We start from the raw sequence: 18,031 nt of genomic DNA on the forward strand, positions 1-18,031 counted from the left end.
TGGACCTTAGACAAGCCCATCATCGCAGGCCACGGGGCATCCCTTTTGTCGTTTCCGCAACCTGAACAGCAATCACCCGGTGGATCGAGGCTTAGCAGGACTAGATTCTGTCGGGCGCCCGGCAGGTCCGGCCCCCGACCAGCTGCCATTCGGCGAGTGTCTTCACCGCACATCCCCATCAATAACCGCGCTTTCCAGTCTGGAAAGCCTCGATAGTCGAGTTACCGACTGCCCGATCCGCCGGAGCGAAGTCCGGACGGAGTCCGGGTCGATTTGCTCGGCCTCCTCCCCGGCCGCCTCACCCAGCCATGCCGCAGACGCTGAGTGCTAGACCAAGGTCTAGGTCAACCGGCATGGCCGGCGCCGGTACGACGCCGGGCTTGAGCATCGGCGAGGCGGCAGACCCGGCGTCTCGATCTCCCCTTTCGCTCACGTGAGCGCGCGCTGGGGATGGTCCTCAGAGGATCCGCAGGGCTTCCTCAAGTGTCGAGGTGTCCGGGGAGCCCAGACTCGGGTCGCACGGGGCGCGCCGATCCAGCGCCTCTGATCACCGAGACCGACGAAGGGCGTCACCATGCAGCAGAGCACCGTTAACCGCAAGCGCGGCCTCACCGTCCTCGGGGCGACGGGGGTGGCGGCTGCCGGCCTTCTCCTCGGAGCGGTTCCCGCCCACGCCGTCACCCTGCAGGCGGCCGTGTTCCCCGATCACGTCGAGTTCCTCGGCAACGAGAACAACGCGGACGTGTCCGGCCCGGTGAAGCTCTCCATCTTCCCCGACGGGACCTGGAACATCTACTCGAAGACCCGCAACGGGCGTCCCGCGTTCCGGTGGGTCCACTGGACGTGCGTCGTCACCGTGAACGTCGGCTCGTCCAGCAACGCGACCAGCCTCACCACCCCCACCGTCAAGATCAAGAGCAAGAAGAGCCACACGTTCGACGTGTCCGGCACCAACACGAACCTCGCCAACAACTACACCGCGATCACCAACCCCAGCTTCACCAGGGTCGACTGCGACATCCACTTCGGCAAGTGAGCCCGCGGACCGCTTGACCGCCGGCGGGCCGCCTGGGGGCGGCCCGCCGGCCTCCATCGAGTCAGCGAAGGCGTTCGAGGAGTTCCTCGATGCGGCGGTCGATGTGCGCGAATCTGCGAGCCGTGACCGCCTTCGCGTCGGTGGCGAGGGTGCGGGCGCGGTCGGGTTCTGCCTCGGCCAGCAGTTCGGCGTAGGCGAGTTGGGTGCGGGCCACGAACAGGGGTGCGCGGAGGCGGCGGTTGACGGTCAGGGCGAGATCGTAGGCGGCGGCCGCTTCATCGGTGCGGCCGAGGGTCGCGAGGGCCAGGCCGAGGCCGTATGCGATCGCCCCCTCGGTGGTCGCTCCGGTGCTGGCCACCTGGCCCCGCCAGCGGTTGAGGACCGGGACGAGCCGGGACGCCTGGGCGGGGAGGGCGAGGGTGCGGCAGACCTTCGCCCACAGCATCAGGGTCGTCGACCAGAACTGGGGCGCGCCGCCCGGCGAGACGTCGAGGTGGTCGGCGAGCGCCCGGGCGTCCGCTTCGCGGCCGAGCTCGGACCACACGTAGGCGAGGCCGGCCCGGAAGACCTGCAGCCCGGGGTTCTCTTCGAGGACCTGCTCGATGGCGTCGGCCACTTCGGCGAGGCGGTCCTGAGCGCGGCGGATCTGGAAGATCTGGCCGGCGTAGCCGAAGAACGCCTCGGGCTGCCCGGTGGCGACGCCGATCTCGAGGGCGTCGTGGGCGGCGGTTTCGGCCGCGTCCAGGTCGCCGTCCAGGAAGAAGTGGATCGACCGCATCTGCTCGTTGGTCCAGCGGACGTACGGTTCGGGGCTGCGCCTGGCGAACGAGTCCCGGATGCGCGCCTCCCGGTCCATCGCGTCGCGGTCGCCGAGTTCGAGCGCGATCTCCTGGTAGGACATCGAGAGCATGCCGCGCAGCTGGACGTCGCCGGTGCGTTCCGCGGCGGCGACGCCCTCGTGCAGCAGGGGCACGCGGCGGCCTAGGGCGTCGGGGATGCGCAGCGCGCTCTCGGCGAGGCGCGCGGCGCGGGCGACGACGCGGTCGTCGCCGGCCTCGCGGGCGAGGTCCAGCGCGCGCGAGGCGGCCTCTTCGACCTGTTCGTCCGGCGCGCCGTGGAGTTCGATGGCGAGGATCGCGTGGAGGAGCGCGCCGTCCGGCTCGCCGGGTTTCGCGGCGATCGCGCTCCGCAGGATCTGGACGCGCTCCTCGTCGATCGTCCCGAACTGGCTGACGTCGCCGCGGTTGTTGGCGAGCGCCGCGCGGACGAGGAGGTCGTCGTTCCCGAGGTCGATGGCGAGGCGGCCGGCCTCAAGGAGCGATTCGCGGTGCGCGGGGTCGCCGGCCTGGCGCTGGGCCGTCCCGAGGCCGACCATGATCTCGCAGCGCCGCGCCGAGTCGCCGGCGGGTATGAGTTCGAGGGCCCGGCCGTACCAGGTGACCGCCTCGTCGGGCGCGAGGTGGGCCAGCGCGTAGTCGCCCGCCCGTTGCGCGTGTTCGGCGGCCTTGACGCGGTTCTGGGGGGCGAGGGCGTGGATCCAGTGGCGGGCGATCTCGCCCGCCCGCTCGCCCGAGAGGTCGCTTCGCCGTTCCAGCGCCTCGGCGACCGCCTGGTGGGTGATCGCTCGCGCGGTCGGGTTCAGCTCCGCGTACAGGGTGCGGGCGACGATGGCGTGGGTGAACGCGAACCGTCCGGCGGTGTCGGTGACGAGCGCGTTGTCCACGGCGGGCGCGAGGCGCTGGAACGTCCGGGCTGGGTCTTCGCCGAGCAGTTCGGAGAGCAGGTCGAGCTCGAAGTCCCGGCCGATGATCGACGCGGTGTCGAGTGCCCGGCGGGTCTCGGGTCCGAGGCGCTCGACGCGGCGGCCCACGACCTCGCGCACGCTGACCGGCAGCCCCCGGGTCTGCAGGTGGGCCGGGGCCGTCCAGCGGCCGTCGTCCTGTTGGGCGACGGCCCCGGTTTCGGCGAGATGCCGCAGTATCTCGGTGACGAAGAACGGGTTGCCTTCCGTCTCGGCTCGCAGCACGTCCCGTAAGGCGAGTCCGTCGCGGTCCATCTCATGGCCCGCGACGGACTCCAGGAGGTCGAGCACTTCGCCGTCGTCGAGACCGCGTAACGCCAGCCGGGTGATGCCCGGTTCGCGGTGGGTCGCGGCCAGCAGCGCGGTCAGCGGGTGCGAGGCGTCGACGTCGGAGTCGCGGAACGTCCCGATCAGCAGCACCGGCGTCGTCAGGGCCCGCCCGACGAGATGGCGGGTGAGAGCGAGCGTCTGCACGTCCGCCCAATGCAGGTCGTCGAGCACGACGAGCGCCGGCCCGCCGCGCGCCGAGACCGCGTCGAGCACGTCGACGACCGAGCTGTAGACCGCGAACCGCGCCGACTCCGATTCCAGGTCCACCGCGCCCGTACCGCCGAGGAGCGGCGCGAGCGCCTCGTGGCGGCCGGCGAAGACGTCGGGGACGTGGTGGTCGAGGCTCGTCAGCACTTCCCGCCAGGGCTGGTACGGGATCGACAGCTCCTCGTCGCAGCGCCCGTACAGCACCGTCGCCTCGCGGTGCTTCGCCGCCGCGAAGACCGAGCACAGCGTCGTCTTGCCGATCCCGGCCTCTCCGCTCACCAGGACCACACGGCGACGACCCGAGGCGAGGACGTCCTTCCAGGCGTCCGCGAGGACGGTGCGCTCGTGGTCCCGGCCGGCGAATCCCAGGCCCGTCGACGCCGCCAGCCGGGCGGGCAGGGGGACGTCATGCCGCGCTCCCGGTCCTTCCGCGGCCGCGGTCCGCTCGACCGATCCGACGAACTGGTAGCCGCGCCGGAACACGGTGCGGATCAGCCGCTGCTCCCTGCCGGTGTCGCCGATCGCCATGCGGGCGGTCCGGAGCGCGGTGGTGATCGCCGCCTCGCTGACGAAGCGGTCGCCCCACACCGCGTCGAGGAGCTCCTCCTTGGACACGACCCGGTCGCGGTGCGAGATCAGGTAGTGGAGGACGTCGAGGGCCCGGGGCTCAACCGGGATGCGTTCTCCCGCGAGCCGGAGTTCGCAGAGGGAGGTATCGAGCTCGAATCCGTCAAAACGGTACGAAGCCCCGTCCACGCGTGGATGCTACCACCCGGCCTCGGACCAACCGGAGGAGGCATCCGCGTCCCCACCTGGCCAAAACCGGCCCGCGACCGGGTGAACCGTGCCGCGTTCGGACGGGCCCGCCGTCTCGCTGAGGGACGCTCGACGGCGGGCCCGTGCTCTGGGGGGGAGCGGTCAGGCGGTCTCCTGCAGGGCTTCCGCCAGGAGGGTGTTGGTCTTGGCCGCGTCGCCGTCGCCCTCCATGCGCAGGACGTACAGGCGGTCGGCCAGGCCGTCGTAGCGGCGGCGGAGCTCGGCCGCCACCTCGGGGATGTCGCCGGTCACCGCGAAGGCGTCGAGGACCTCGTCGTCGACCAGGCCGGCCATGTCGTCCCAGCGGCCGGACATCATCAGCTCGAACGCCGCCTCGTGCAGCTCGCGCCAGCCGTGGAGTTCGAGCACCGGGACGTAGGCCGGGGCGCACGCGTAGTTGGCGATGCGCCGGCGGGCCCGCTGGATGGACGTCTCGATCTCCTCGGCGGTGCTCCCGGTCGCCACCACGGGCATCAGGCAGGTCTCGAACTCGCGGTCCGGGGCTTCATCGCGGCCCTTGCGCAGCGCGGGCAGGGTCACCTCCCGCACGTACCGGGTCGTCATGAACGGCAGGCCGATGAATCCGTCGCCGACCCGCCCGGCCGTGGCGGTCATGCGGGGCCCGAATCCGCCGACGTAGACGCGGGGCGCCCCGTACGGGTTCGGCGGCGGCGCGAACTGCGGCATCATCAGCGTGTGCTGGTACCACCGGCCATTGAAGTTGAGCGGCACGCCGTTGTTCCAGCACGCCCATATGGCGCGCATCGCGTCGACGAATTCGCCCATCCGGTCGGCCGGCGACGCCCAGGGCATGGAGTAGCGGAGTTCCACCTGAACCTGGACGCTGCTGCCGAGGCCGAGGGTCAGCCGCCCTTTGGAAAGCCGCTGGACGTCGTTCGCGGCGGTCGCCAGCGACAGCGGGTTGCGGGCGAAGGCGATGGCCACCGCGGTGCTGAGTTCGAGGCGCTCGGTGGTCTGCGTGGCCAGCGCGAGCGAGGTGAACGGGTCGTGGGCGGTCTCCGAGAGCCAGCCGCCGGTCCACCCGGCGGCCTCCGCCTCGGCGGCCGCCCGCGCCCCGTCCGGGCTGATCTCGGGAAGGGAGAGGTCGAATTTCATGACCGCACCGCCTGCCGCCGGGAACCGGAATTCTCCGGCGGAGCCTGGTGCGCGGGAAAGCCCGCGGAGATATTCATATCCGGGATGCTAGACAGCGCATTTCCCGGCGAACAGTTCCGCGCGGAGAGATAGGGGGAGAAACAGGTGCCGCACCGAATAGGGGTTGCGGCAAGGGGTCAGCCGCCGCCGGCGTCCGTCGCCCGCCCGGGGCCGACCAGCCCGTACAGCAGCAGGTCGGTGATCGTGTCGACGGCCTCGTCGTCGGTGAGCTCCGGCACGATCGGCTCGCCGCCCTCCAGCAGCCAGACCCGGCAGAACTGGTCGAGCAGCGCGATGATCGCGGAGGCCAGCACGGCCGGGCGGCCGGCGAGGACGACGCCGTTGGCCTGCATCTGGTCGAGGTGGTCGCGCAGGACGACGGTCTCCTCGTAGCGGATCGACTGCACCCGCTTGGCGAACGCGGCGCTCGTCATGGCCGCCTCCTGCAGCGCGATGAGCAGCGCCCGGTGCTTGCGGTAGGTGCTCCACACCGCGTCGACGTGCCATCTGAGATGGTCGCGGTTCGTCAGGTCGTGCACCGGGGTGTGGCTGGTGAGCTCGTTGCCCATCTCCACGATCCAGTCGGCCAGCAGCGCCTCCAGCAGCGCCTCCTTGTGCAGGAAGTGGCTGTAGAACGAGCCGGCGGAGCGGTTCGCCTCGGTCGTGATGTCGGTGACCTTGGCGTTGATGTAGCCGGTGCGCTCGAACACGCGCAGCGCGGCCGCCTTCAGCGCGGCCTCCGTGGCCGCGGCCTTCGCCTTCCTGGTGCCCGGCGCGGGCGGACGCGCGGCCGGCTGGCCCGTCTCGGACCGGCCAGATGAGACTTCGGCCATCGATACTCCTTCTTTCACCTGGCCCCGGTCGCTGTGTCCCCGTCCCACACTACCAGCGGTCGGCATATCGCGCTTCAATGAAGCTAGACTCAGTGAATCAAGATTCGCTATATTGGCGGCACAGCCAGGCGACGAGACAGCCCCGGCGACGAGACAGCGGAGCCTTCCCCGCCTCCGCGGAGAGACGGAGACCATGCACACCTTCCCCGCCGACCGGCCGATCGAGGCCGTCATCCGCTTCCCGGCCGGAACCTGCCTGGTGGACGCGACCGGCGACGGCGTGGCGGTCCGGGCCGAGCCCGCCGACCCCGCGCGCCGGGAGGACGTCCGGGCCGCCGAGGGCCTCGCCGTCGCCTTCACCGGCGGGCGCCTGGAGGTCACCGCGAAGAAGAGGCTGCTCGGCAAGGTCGCCGGCATCGGCGTCGGCCGCGTGAAGCTGCTGGTGACGGTGCCGCCCGAGTCCGGCGTCACCGTGCGCACCGACTCGGGCGCGGTCGAGGTCGCCGGCGGCGCGCTCGCCGACCTCGACGTCGACACCGGCTCCGGGCCGGTGTCGGCCGAGCACGTCACGCGGTCCCTGCGCATCGACTCCTCCGACTCGCGCGTGCGCATCGGGCAGGTCGACGGCGACGCGTCCATCGACAACGGGAGCGGATCGGTGGACATCGAGGTCGCGAGCGGCCCGGTGACGATGAACGGCTCCTCCGGCAGCCTGGCCATCGGCTCGGCCGCGGGCCCCGTGCGGTTCTCCTCCGGCTCCGGCGGCCTGACGGTCGCCGCGGCGAGCGGCACGCGGATCGAGGCCCGGACGTCCTCGGGCGGCGTGTCCATCGGGGTGCCGGACGGGATCGGGGTGCGGCCACGGCTCAAGTCCTCCGGTGGCGCCAAGAGCGGCTCCCTCATCAACGGGGCCGACCCGGCCCCCGCGGGTCACTGGCTGGACGTCGACGTCGACACGGCGAGCGGCGACATCGACATCCACCCCTTCTCCTGAGCCTCCCTTCCCCGGGATCCGGGTCCCGCCGCGGCACGGCGAACCGTGCCGCGGCGGGACCGGACCGCGGCGGCGTCACCCCTCCAGCGCGTCCGTCGGCACCCGCGAGCCCAGGGCGGACACCCAGGTCTCGACCGCGGCGGCCGTGGTGTCGGAGTGCTCTTCGAGCATGGTGAAGTGGTCGCCCGGCACCTCGACGGTCTCGTGCGGCAGCGCCCAGGAGGAGAGCGCGCCCGTGCCGCCGGAGTACACGTCCGCCGCCTCCACCATCAGCGTGGGCGCGGAGATCGGCCGGGCCTTCCAGTCGGCGAACAGCCGCGAGTAGGCGCCCATGCAGGTCAGGCCGTGGTCGTCGACGGAGACGAACAGCCCGTCCCGCTCCATCATCCCGGCGGCCATCGCCTCGTAGGAGTTCAGGTCGCCGTTGTCCGGCGGGGTGTCGATCAGCACCTCCCCGGCCAGCTTCCCGGGCGTCCCGTCGATGATCTCGGCGATCGCGTGCGCGACCCAGCCGCCCGCCGAACGGCCGACGATGACGACCGGCGCGTCCCCGGACAGCTCCAGCACCGCCTCGGCGTGCAGCGCGGCGAGCGCCTCGACCGACTCGGGCACCGGCTCCCCCGGCACGAAGCCGGGATGCGCGAGCGTGACGACGTTCCGGGCGCCGCGCAGCGCCATCCCGAACCGGGCGTACTCGTGGACGCCGGAGATCGCGCTGAAGGCGGGCACGCACACGACGACCGGCCCGTCCGCCCCGGAGGCGAACCACACCGGCTCGGGGCGCCGCTCCAGCTCGGCGGGCGCGGCGAACCTCGGGCGCAGCCGCGCCGCCGCGCTGATCATCTCGGCGGCCTCGGCGAGCCGCCCGGTCCGGAACGCAGCCCGGAACAGCTCGGTCAGCAGCCCCGGCCCCTGCTGCCCGGCGCCTCCGCCGGCCCCGCCGGCGGCGACGTCGCCGATCTCGCCGTCGACGTAGCCGGCCAGGGACCCGAGGCTCGGGTGGTCGAAGACGAGCGTGGCGGGCAGCCGCAGGCCGGTGATCATGTTGAGCCGGTTGCGCAGCTCGATCGCGGTGAGCGAGTCGAAGCCCAGCTCGTCGAACGCCTGCTCCGGCGCGATCGTCTCGGGCGACGGGTGGCCGAGCACCTCGCCGATCTGGGCGCGCACGACGTCGCGCACCAGCTCGGCCCGCTCGTCGGCGGACATCCCGGCGAGCCGGTCCTTCAGCGAGCCGCCGGCGGCGTCCCCGGAGGCGCTGCGCCGCCGCGCGGCCGTCACCATGCCCCGCATGAGGGGCGGGACCATCGTGATGTCCACGCCGTTGAGGGCCCGCAGGTCCAGCCGCGCGGTGACCAGGACGGGACGGTCGCAGCCGAGGGCGGCGTCGAACAGCGCGATGCCGTCCGGGCCGCTCAGCGGCGGCATGCCGGCGCGGGCGAGCCGGGCCTTGTCCGCCTCGCCGAGCCCGCCCGTCATGGACGTGTCCAGGTCCCACGGCCCCCAGGCGAGCGAGAGGCCGGCCAGCCCCTCGGACGCGCGGAGCTCGGCGAGCGCGTTCAGGTAGCGGTTGGCGGCCGTGTAGGCGGCCTGTCCCGGCGGGCCGAAGACGCTGGCCGCGGAGGAGAACACGACGAAGGCGGACAGGTCCATGTCCCGGGTCAGCTCGTGCAGGTGCCGGGCGGCGTCCACCTTGGGGCGCATCACCGCCGCCAGCCGCTCCTCCGTCAGGCCGCTCACCACGCCGTCGTCGAGCACCCCGGCCGCGTGGACGACGGCGGAGAGGCGGCGGCCGTCGAGCAGGGCGGCGAGCGCCGCGCGGTCCGCGACGTCGCAGGCCGCGACCTCGACGCGGACGCCCTCCGCGGCCTCCTCCAGCCGCGCGGCGAGCTCCGCGGCGCCGGGCGCGTCCGGGCCGCGCCGGGAGACGAGCAGCAGGTCGGTGACGCCGTGGGCGCGCACGAGGTGCTCGGCGAGCAGGGAGCCGATCGCGCCGGTCGCGCCGGTCACCAGGACGGTGCCGCCGCCGAGGCGCGGCGGTTCCGCCGCGGCCGGGGCGGTGAAGCGGGCCAGCCGCGGCACGAGCACCTGCCCGCCGCGGACGGCCGCCTGCGGTTCGCCGACGGCGAGGCTCGCGGTGACGGCGCGCTCGATGTCCGCTCCGGGCTCGGCGTCCACCAGGACGAGGCGGCCGGGGTGCTCCACCTGGGCCGAGGAGACCAGGCCCCACACCGCCGCCATCACCGGGTCGATCGGGCCCGCCGCGGACGTCGCGCCGCGCGCCACCACGACCAGGAGCCCCCCGTCCGGGTCGTCCAGGTGCTCGCGGATGAGCCGCAGCGCCCACGCCGCCGCCTCGTGCGGCCCGGTCCCGGCGGGGCACTCCGCGGTCTTCCAGGCGTCCGCGCCGGCGGCCGCCGCCGGTTCGGCGGCGACCCAGTCGAGGGTGAACATCGAGTCGGGCGCGACGGCCGGAGCCGCCGCGGCGGTCATCTGCTCCCGGGAGACCGGGCGCAGCACCAGGGAGTCCACCGAGACCACGGGGGCGCCCGTGCCGTCGGCCGCCGCGAGCCGGAACTCGTTGTCCCCGGTGGGCGTCAGCCGGACGCGCAGCGCGGAGGCGCCGGAGGCGTGCAGCTCGACCCCGGACCAGGCGAACGGGATCACCGCCCGGTGGTCCTCCCCCACCGCGCCGCTGAACCCGATGGAGTGCAGCGCGGAGTCCAGGAGGGCGGGGTGGACGCCGAACGCGCCGGCGTCGTCGGCCGCGTCGGCGGGCAGCCGGACCTCGGCCAGCACCTCGTCGCCGAGCCGCCAGGCGGCCCGCAGTCCCTGGAACACCGGCCCGTACTCCAGCCCCGCCATGGCCAGGCCCTCGTAGAGGCCCTCCACCTCGACCGGTTCGGCGCCGGGCGGCGGCCACTGGGCGAGGCCGGCGTCGGCGGGCCCGGCGGCCTCGGCGAGGACGCCGGTGGCGTGGCGCACCCACGGCGCGTCGTCGACGCTGGAGAAGAGGCCGGCGGTGCAGCGGCCGTCGTCCTCGGGGGCGCCGACCGCGAGCTGGATGCGCACGGCGCCCCGCTCGGGCAGCACCAGCGGGGCCTCGATGGTCATCTCCTCCAGCCGGGGGCGCCCGGCGGCGTCGCCGGCGGCGACGAACATCTCCACGTAGGCGGTGCCGGGCAGGATCACCGCGCCGATCACGGAGTGGTCGGCGAGCCAGGGCTGGTTCCGCAGGGAGAGGCTGCCGGTGAGCAGGCGGCCGTCGGAGTCGGCCAGCTCGACCGAGGCGCCGAGGAGCGGGTGCCCGGGGGCGCGCAGGCCGGCCGCGGCGACGTCGCCGGGTCCCGTGGGGCTGGAGGCGATCCAGAAGCGCTGGTGCTGGAACGGGTAGGTGGGCAGGTCGCCGACCTGCCGGCCGCCCCAGAGCCGGAACAGGGCGGGCCAGTCGACGGGGACGCCCGCGGCCCACAGCGAGCCGAGGGCGGTGAGGAGGGCGGGCACCTGCGGCCGCCCGGGCCGCATGGCGGCGGCGAACGCGTGGTCGCCGCCGTCGGCGATCCGCTGCGCGAGCGCGGTCAGGATCCCGTCCGGGCCCAGCTCCAGCCACCGGTCCACGCCCTGCTCCCGCAGCTCGCCGACCATGTCGGCGAACCGGACGGGTTCGCGGACGTGCCGCACCCAGTACCCGGGGTCGGACACCTCGTCGGGCAGCCCGCCGAGCTTCGGCTCCCGCAGCGTCACCGTGCGCGCGACCGCCTCGAACTCGTCGAGCATCGGGTCCATGAGGGGCGAGTGGAAGGCGTGGCTCACCTGCAGCCGCTTGACGCGCACGCCGGCCTCCCGCCACCGTTCGAGGAGGCCGAGCACCGCCGCCTCGTCGCCGGAGACCACGACCGACGACGGCCCGTTGACCGCGGCGATCGCGACCCCGTCGGGCAGCTCCGCGGCGACGTCCGCCTCGGGCAGTTCGACGGCGGCCATGGCCCCGCCCTCCGGGAGCGCCTCCATGAGGCGCGCGCGGGCCGCGATCAGGGTGCAGGCGTCGGCCAGGGAGAGCACGCCGGCCGCGTGCGCGGCGGCGAACTGGCCGACTGAGTGCCCGCACACCGCGTCCGGGCGGAGGCCGAGCCACTCGACCAGCCGCCACAGCGCCACCTCGACCGCGAAGATCGCGACCTGGGCGGTGCCGGTCCGGTCCAGCGCGCCGTCGCCGCCCGCCGCGAAGACGGTGTCGGCGAGCGGCAGGCCGGTGAGCTTCTCGACCTCGTCGAACGCCTCGGCGAACACCGGGAACGCCGCGTGCAGCTCCCGGCCCATCCCGGCCCACTGGCTGCCCTGGCCGGTGAACAGGACGCCGAGCGAGCCGGCGGAGGCCGTGCCGTGGACGACGGCGTCGCCGACGACCACGGCGCGGTGGTCGAACGCGGCGCGCCGGGCGAGGGACGCGCCGACGTCCAGCGCGGAGGCGCCGTCGAACGCGCGGAGGCGCTCGACCAGCTGCTCCACGGCGGCGCGGTTCTTGCCCGAGACGACCCAGGGCACGGTGTCGGGGGCCGGGTCCTGCGCGGGTGCGGCCTCCGGCTCGACCCCTTCGAGGATCACGTGGGCGTTGGTGCCGCTGACGCCGAACGACGAGACCGCGGACCGCCGCGGCCGCCCGGTCTCCGGCCAGGGCCGCGCCTCGGTGAGGAGCTCCACGTCGCCGGCGTCCCAGTCGACGTACGGGGACGGCTCGTCGGCGTGCAGGGTGGCGGGGGCCACGCCCCGCCGCATCGCCTCCACCATCTTGATCACGCCGCCGACGCCAGCGGCGGCCTGGGTGTGCCCGATGTTCGACTTGATCGAGCCGAGCAGCACCGGCCGGCCCTCGTCCCGGCCCTGCCCGTACGTGGCGAGCAGCGCCTGCGCCTCGATCGGGTCGCCGAGCTGGGTGCCGGTCCCGTGCGCCTCGATGACGTCGACGTCGGCGGTCCGCAGCCCGGCCTGGGCGAGCGCCTGCCGGATGACGCGCTGCTGGGAGGGGCCGTTGGGGGCGGTGAGGCCGTTGCTCGCGCCGTCCTGGTTGACCGCGGAGCCGCGCAGCACCGCGAGGATCTGGTGGCCGTGCCGCTCGGCGTCCGAGCGGCGCTCCACCAGCACCATGCCGATGCCCTCGCCCCAGCCGGTGCCGTCGGCGTCCGCGCCGAACGCCTTGCAGCGGCCGTCGGAGGCGAGGCCCCGCTGCCGGCTGAACTCCACGAACGCCGCCGGGGTGCACATGACGGTGACGCCGCCGGCCACCGCGAGGTCGCACTCCCCGGACCGCAGCGCCTGCGCCGCCAGGTGCAGGGTGACCAGCGAGGACGAGCACGCGGTGTCGACGGTGACGGCGGGGCCCTCGAAGCCGAGCACGTAGCTGACGCGGCCGGACGCGATGCTCCCGGCGGTGCCGGAGAGGCGGTACCCCTCGATGCCCTCGGTGTGCTCCACGAAGCCGGAGGCGTAGTCGTGGTAGACGAGGCCGGCGAACACGCCGGTGCGGCTGCCCTTCAGCGCGACCGGGTCGATCCCGGCCCGCTCGAACGCCTCCCAGGTGACCTCCAGCATGAGCCGCTGCTGCGGGTCCATCGCCAGCGCCTCGCGGGCCGAGATGCCGAAGAAGCCCGGGTCGAACAGGTCGGCGTCGTGCAGGAAGCCGCCCTCGATCGAGTACGTCTTGCCGGACTGGTCGGGGTCGGGGTCGTAGAGGTTCTCGGTGTCCCAGCCGCGGTTCACCGGGAAGGTGGTGATCGCGTCGCCGCCGGAGGCCACCAGGTCCCACAGCTCCGCCGGGGAGTTCACGCCGCCGGGGTAGCGGCAGGCCATGCCGACGATGACGATCGGGTCGTCGTCGGTGGAGACCAGCCGGACGCCGGCCGGGCCGTCGTCGGCCGCCTCGCCGAAGCCGAGCTCGTCCGCCAGGCAGCCGGCGACCCCGGTGGGGGTCGGGTAGTCGAAGATGAGCGTCGCGGGCAGCCGCAGGCCGGTCGCGGTGTTGAGCCGGTTGCGCAGCTCCACGGCGGTGAGGGAGTCGAAGCCCAGCTCCTGGAAGGCCCGCTCGAGGGGGATCTTCTTCGGCGAGGGGTGGTCGAGCACCTCGGCGACCTGGGTGCGGACGAGGTCGAGGAGTTCGGCGGTCCGCTCCTCCTCGGTGAGCCGCGCGAGCCGCTCGGCCAGCGTCCCGCCGGCCTGCGCGCGGCGTCGGGCCGGGCGGACGAGGCCGCGCAGCAGCGGCTCGACGACCGCGGGATCGGCCTTGCGGAGCGCCTGCAGGTCGAGCCGGGCCGGGACGACCAGGGGCCGGCCGAGCGCGGCCGCGGCGGGGAGCAGCGCGAGGGCGTCGGACGGGTCGAGCGGCAGCATGCCGGAGGAGCGGGCGATGCGCGCCCGGTCCGCGCCGGTGAGCCCCTGCGTCATGTCGCTGTCGAGGTCCCAGGGGCCCCAGGCGAGCGACACCGCGGGCAGCCCCTGGTCGGCGCGGTGCTGCGCCAGCGCGTCGAGGTAGCGGTTGGCCGCCGCGTAGGCGGCCTGGCCGGGCCGGCCGAGCACCCCGGCGGCGGAGGAGAACAGCACGAAGGCCGACAGGTCCCGGCCGGCCGTCAGCTCGTGCAGGTGCCGGGCGCCCTCGGCCTTGGCGGCCAGCACGGCCGCGACCCGCTCGGGGGTCAGCGAGGTCACCACGCCGTCGTCGAGGACGCCCGCGGCGTGCACGACGGCGGAGATGTCGCGGCCGTCGAGGACGGCGGCCAGCGCGTCCCGGTCGGCGATGTCGCAGGCGGCGAACTCCGCGTCGGCGCCGAGCTCCGCCAGCTCCGCCCGCAGCTCCTCGGCGCCGGGGGCCTGCGCGCCGCACCGCGACACCAGCAGCAGCCGCCCGGCGCCGTGCTCCGCGAGGCGGCGGGCCAGCCGCCGCCCCACGGCCCCGGTGGCGCCGGTCACCAGGACCGCGCCCGAGCCGAGGTCGACGGCCTCCTGGGTGCCGACGAGGCGCGCCAGCCGGGGCACGAGGGTCCGGCCGCCGCGCACGGCGACCTGCGGCTCGTCGGGCGGCAGCGCGGCGGGCACCTCCCCGTCCACCAGGACGATCCGCCCGGGATGCTCCGACTGCGCGGCGGCCACCAGGCCCCAGACGGCGGCCATCTCCGGGACGACCGGGCCGTGCCCGGCGACCGCGCCGCTCGTCGCGACGATCATCGGTTCGGCGTCCGGGTCGGCCAGGTGGTCCTGGACGGTCCGCAGCGCCCAGCCGGCCGACTCGCGCAGCCCGAGGCCCTCCGGGCACCGCTCGACCCGCCCGGTGACCGGCCGGTCCGCGTCGGTCTCGACCCACTCCACGCCGAACAGCGCGTCGCGCAGCCCGGCCGCGGAGCCGGTGCCGCCGGCCGCGGCCTGCCGCATGACGAGCGACTCGACCGCGGCGACCGGGGCGCCGGTGTCGTCGGCGACGGCCAGCGCGAACGTCAGCGGGCCGGTGCGGCTGAGCCGCACCCGCAGCGCCGCGGCGCCGGAGGCGAGCAGCTCGACGCCCGACCAGGCGAACGGCAGCAGGCTCGTCTGGCCGTCCACGAGGCCGATGGCGTGCAGGGCGGCGGCGAGCAGCGCGGGGTGCAGGCCGAAGCGGTCCGCCTCGGCGGCGGTCTCCTCCGGCAGCCGGATCTCGGCGAGCACGTCCTCCCCGTGCCGCCAGGCGGCCGCCAGCCCCTGGAAGGCGGGGCCGCAGTCCAGCCCGGTGTCGGCCATCTCCTCGTACAGCGACTCCACGTCGATCGGCTCGGCGCCGGGCGGCGGCCACGCGGCGGGGACCCCGCCGGCCCGGTCGCCGCCGGCGGCGTGCGCGAGCTGCCCGGACGCGTGGTGCGTCCACGACGCGCCCGCCTCCTCGGGCCGCGAGTGGAGGGTCAGGGCGCGCCGCCCGTCGTCGTCGGGGGCGCCCACGGCGATCTGGATCTGGACGGCGCCGGTGTCGGGGACGATCAGCGGCGCCTGGAGGGTGAGGTCGTCCAGCCGCCCGCATCCCACCGCGTCGCCGGCGCGGACGGCGAGCTCGACGAACGCCGAGCCGGGCAGCAGCGCCATGTCCATGACGCGGTGCTCCGCCAGCCACGGGTGGGTCGCGAGCGACAGCCGCCCGGACAGCAGGTAGCCGTCCGTGCCGGCCAGTTCCACGGCGGCGCCGAGCAGCGGGTGGTCGGCCGCGCCGAGCCCGGCGGAGGCGATGTCGGCGCCGGACCGCAGGTTCTCCTCCAGCCAGAAGTGGTCCCGCTGGAACGGGTAGGTCGGCACGCCTTCGGCGGGGCGGCCGCCGAAGGCGGCGAACAGGTCCCGCCATTCGACCGGGACGCCGCTGGTCCACAGCGCGGCCAGCGCGGCGAGCAGCGTCTCGGCCTGCGGGCGGCCCGGCCGCATCGCCGGGACGAACACCCCGTCGTCCACGATCCGCTGCGCCAGGGCCGTCAGCACGCCGTCCGGGCCGAGCTCCAGCCAGCGGGTGACGCCCTGGCCGGCCAGGTCGCCGACCATGTCGGCGAACCGGACCGGTTCCCGCACGTGCGCCGTCCAGTAGGCCGGGTCGGTGACCGCGTCGGGCAGCCCGGCGATCCGCGGCGGCGCGTAGGACAGCCCGGCGGCGACCTTGCCGAACTCGTCCAGCATCGGGTCCATCAGCGGCGAGTGGAACGCGTGGCTGACGTTCAGCTCCTTGACGCGGACGCCGTCGGCGCGCCACCCGCCGGCGAGCGCGGCGACCGCCGCCTCGTCCCCCGACACGACCACCGACGCCGGGCCGTTGACCGCCGCGATCGCGACGCCTTCGGGCAGCGCGCCCGCGACGTCGTCCTCGGGGAGCTCGACGGCCAGCATGGCGCCGCCGGCGGGGAGCGCCTGCATCAGCCGGGCGCGGGCGGCGACCAGGGTGCAGGCGTCCTCCAGCGACAGGACGCCGGCGGCGTGCGCGGCGGCGAGCTGGCCGACCGAGTGGCCGCTCACCGCGTCCGGGCGGACGCCCAGCGACTCGACGAGGCGGAACAGCGCGACCTCGACCGCGAAGATCGCCACCTGCGCGAGCCCGGTCCGGTCGAGCGCGCCGTCGGGGTCGGCGGCGAAGGCCGTCTCGCGCAGCGGCAGTCCGGTCAGCCGCTCGACGTCGTCGAAGACCTCCGCGAACAGGGGGAACGTCTCGTACAGTTCGCGGCCCATGCCCGCCCACTGGCTGCCCTGGCCGGTGAAGAGGACGGCGAGGCCGCCGTGCGAGGCGGTGCCGCGCACCACCGACGTGCCCAGCATGACGGCCCGCTCGTCGAAGACGGTGCGGTTCGCGAGCGCGGCGCCCACGTCGAGGGCGGAGGCGCCGTCGAGGCCGCGCAGTTTCGCGACCATCTCCTCCACGGCTTCGGGCGCCTTGCCGGAGACCGGCCACGGGACGGGGAACGCCGGGTCGGGGGCCGCCTCCCGCGCCTCCTCCTGCCAGCCCTCGACGATCACGTGGGCGTTGGTGCCGCTGACGCCGAAGGACGACACGGCGGCGCGGCGCGGTTCGCCGGTGTCGGGCCACCGCTGCTCCTCGGTGAGCAGCCGCACGGCGCCGGCGGACCAGTCCACGAAGGTCGAGGGCTCGTCGATGTGGAGGCTGCGCGGCACCTCGCCGTGCCGCATCGCCTCGACCATCTTGATGATGCCGGCGACGCCCGCCGCGGCCTGCGCGTGGCCGATGTTCGACTTGATCGAGCCGAGCAGGACGGGGCGGCTGTCGTCCCGTTCCCGCCCGTAGGTGGCGAGCAGCGCCTGCGCCTCGATCGGGTCGCCGAGCGAGGTGCCGGTCCCGTGGGCCTCGATGACGTCGATGTCGGCGGGGGTCAGCCCGGCCGCCGCCAGCGCCTGCCGGATCACCCGCTGCTGGGACGGGCCGTTGGGGGTGGTCAGGCCGCTGCTGGCGCCGTCCTGGTTGACGGCCGAGCCGCGCACCAGGGCGAGCACCCGGTGCCCGAGCCGCTGGGCGTCCGACAGCCGCTCCACCAGCAGCATCCCGGCGCCCTCCGCCCAGCCGGTCCCGTCGGCCGCCGCCGAGAACGCCTTGCAGCGGCCGTCGGAGGCGAGGCCGCGCTGGCGGCTGAAGAAGAAGAACGCGCGGGGCGTGGACATCACGGTGGCGCCGCCCGCCAGCGCCAGGTCGCATTCGCCGTTCCGCAGCGCCTGCACGGCCAGGTGCAGGGCGACCAGCGAGGACGAGCAGGCGGTGTCGACGGTGACGGCGGGCCCTTCGAACCCGAACGAGTAGGCGACCCGGCCGGACGCGACGCTGCCGGCGCTGCCGGTGCCGAGGTACGCCTCCAGGCCGTCCGGCACGTCGGCGCCGACCCCGTAGTCGTGGTAGACGACCCCGGCGAACACGCCGGTGCGGCTGCCGCGCAGCGCGACCGGGTCGATCCCGGCCCGCTCCACGGCCTCCCAGGAGGTCTCCAGGAGCAGCCGCTGCTGCGGGTCCATCGCCAGCGCCTCGCGCGGCGAGATCCCGAAGAAGTCCGGATCGAACTCGTCGGCGTCGTGCAGGAAGCCGCCTTCGACGGAGTAGGTCTTGCCGGGGCTGTCGGGGTCGGGGTCGTAGATGCCCTCGATGTCCCAGCCCCGGTTGACGGGGAATCCCGAGATGGCGTCCTCGCCCGACCGGACGAGGCGCCACAGGTCCTCCGGCGTGCGGACGCCGCCCGGGTACCGGCAGCTCATCGCGACGATGGCGATCGGCTCCCGGCCGGCGGCCTCCGCCTGCCGCAGCCGCTGCCGGGTCTCGTGGAGATCCCCGGTGACCTTCTTGAGGTAGCTGAGCAGCTTCTCCTGGTTGTCCATTG

Annotated in this window: 6 protein-coding genes; 2 read left to right on the forward strand and 4 right to left on the reverse strand. The window is 74.7% G+C overall.

What is annotated here, in order from left to right; translation table 11 throughout:
* The first annotated feature begins 574 nt into the window (after nt 1–574).
* Nucleotides 575–1,036, forward strand: a complete 462-nt coding sequence (locus tag ABTW95_RS30060; protein WP_396450862.1) for a hypothetical protein — start codon at nt 575–577, stop codon at nt 1,034–1,036.
* Nucleotides 1,037–1,097: 61 nt separating this feature from the next.
* On the opposite strand, the gene ABTW95_RS30065 is transcribed toward ABTW95_RS30060, so the two are convergent.
* From ABTW95_RS30065 to ABTW95_RS30075, 3 genes are all read right to left on the reverse strand, one after another.
* The gene (locus ABTW95_RS30065; RefSeq protein ID WP_500228047.1) at nt 1,098–4,130 is read right to left on the reverse strand and encodes an AAA family ATPase; all 3,033 of its coding nucleotides are present in this window, start codon (nt 4,128–4,130) and stop codon (nt 1,098–1,100) included.
* Between the two features lie 162 nt (nt 4,131–4,292).
* Nucleotides 4,293–5,306, reverse strand: coding sequence for a TIGR03617 family F420-dependent LLM class oxidoreductase (locus ABTW95_RS30070; RefSeq protein WP_500228048.1), 1,014 nt, complete (start codon nt 5,304–5,306; stop codon nt 4,293–4,295).
* 176 nt (nt 5,307–5,482) lie between these two features.
* A complete protein-coding gene (locus ABTW95_RS30075) occupies nt 5,483–6,178 on the reverse strand; it encodes a TetR/AcrR family transcriptional regulator (protein ID WP_396450867.1) in 696 nt (231 codons plus the stop codon).
* Nucleotides 6,179–6,371: 193 nt separating this feature from the next.
* On the opposite strand from ABTW95_RS30075, the gene ABTW95_RS30080 reads away from it, so the two are divergent.
* Nucleotides 6,372–7,172, forward strand: a complete 801-nt coding sequence (locus tag ABTW95_RS30080; RefSeq protein ID WP_500228049.1) for a DUF4097 family beta strand repeat-containing protein — start codon at nt 6,372–6,374, stop codon at nt 7,170–7,172.
* Nucleotides 7,173–7,247: 75 nt separating this feature from the next.
* Here ABTW95_RS30080 and ABTW95_RS30085 read toward each other — a convergent pair whose 3' ends face one another.
* Entirely contained in the window at nt 7,248–18,029 is a 10,782-nt protein-coding gene (locus ABTW95_RS30085; RefSeq protein ID WP_500228050.1) for an SDR family NAD(P)-dependent oxidoreductase, read from the reverse strand.
* Nucleotides 18,030–18,031 lie beyond the last annotated feature (2 nt).

This window comes from Spirillospora sp. NPDC127506 (genome assembly GCF_040302145.1).
Taxonomy (GTDB): Bacteria; Actinomycetota; Actinomycetes; order Streptosporangiales; family Streptosporangiaceae; genus Spirillospora.

Excerpts from the sequence above, each read along its gene's own strand:
- ABTW95_RS30085 (WP_500228050.1), bottom strand. The coding sequence starts at position 18,029 with ATGGACAACCAGGAGAAGCTGCTCAGCTACCTCAAGAAGGTCACCGGG.
- ABTW95_RS30070 (WP_500228048.1), bottom strand. The coding sequence starts at position 5,306 with ATGAAATTCGACCTCTCCCTTCCCGAGATCAGCCCGGACGGGGCGCGG.
- ABTW95_RS30060 (WP_396450862.1), top strand. The coding sequence starts at position 575 with ATGCAGCAGAGCACCGTTAACCGCAAGCGCGGCCTCACCGTCCTCGGG.
- ABTW95_RS30075 (WP_396450867.1), bottom strand. The coding sequence starts at position 6,178 with ATGGCCGAAGTCTCATCTGGCCGGTCCGAGACGGGCCAGCCGGCCGCG.
- ABTW95_RS30080 (WP_500228049.1), top strand. The coding sequence starts at position 6,372 with ATGCACACCTTCCCCGCCGACCGGCCGATCGAGGCCGTCATCCGCTTC.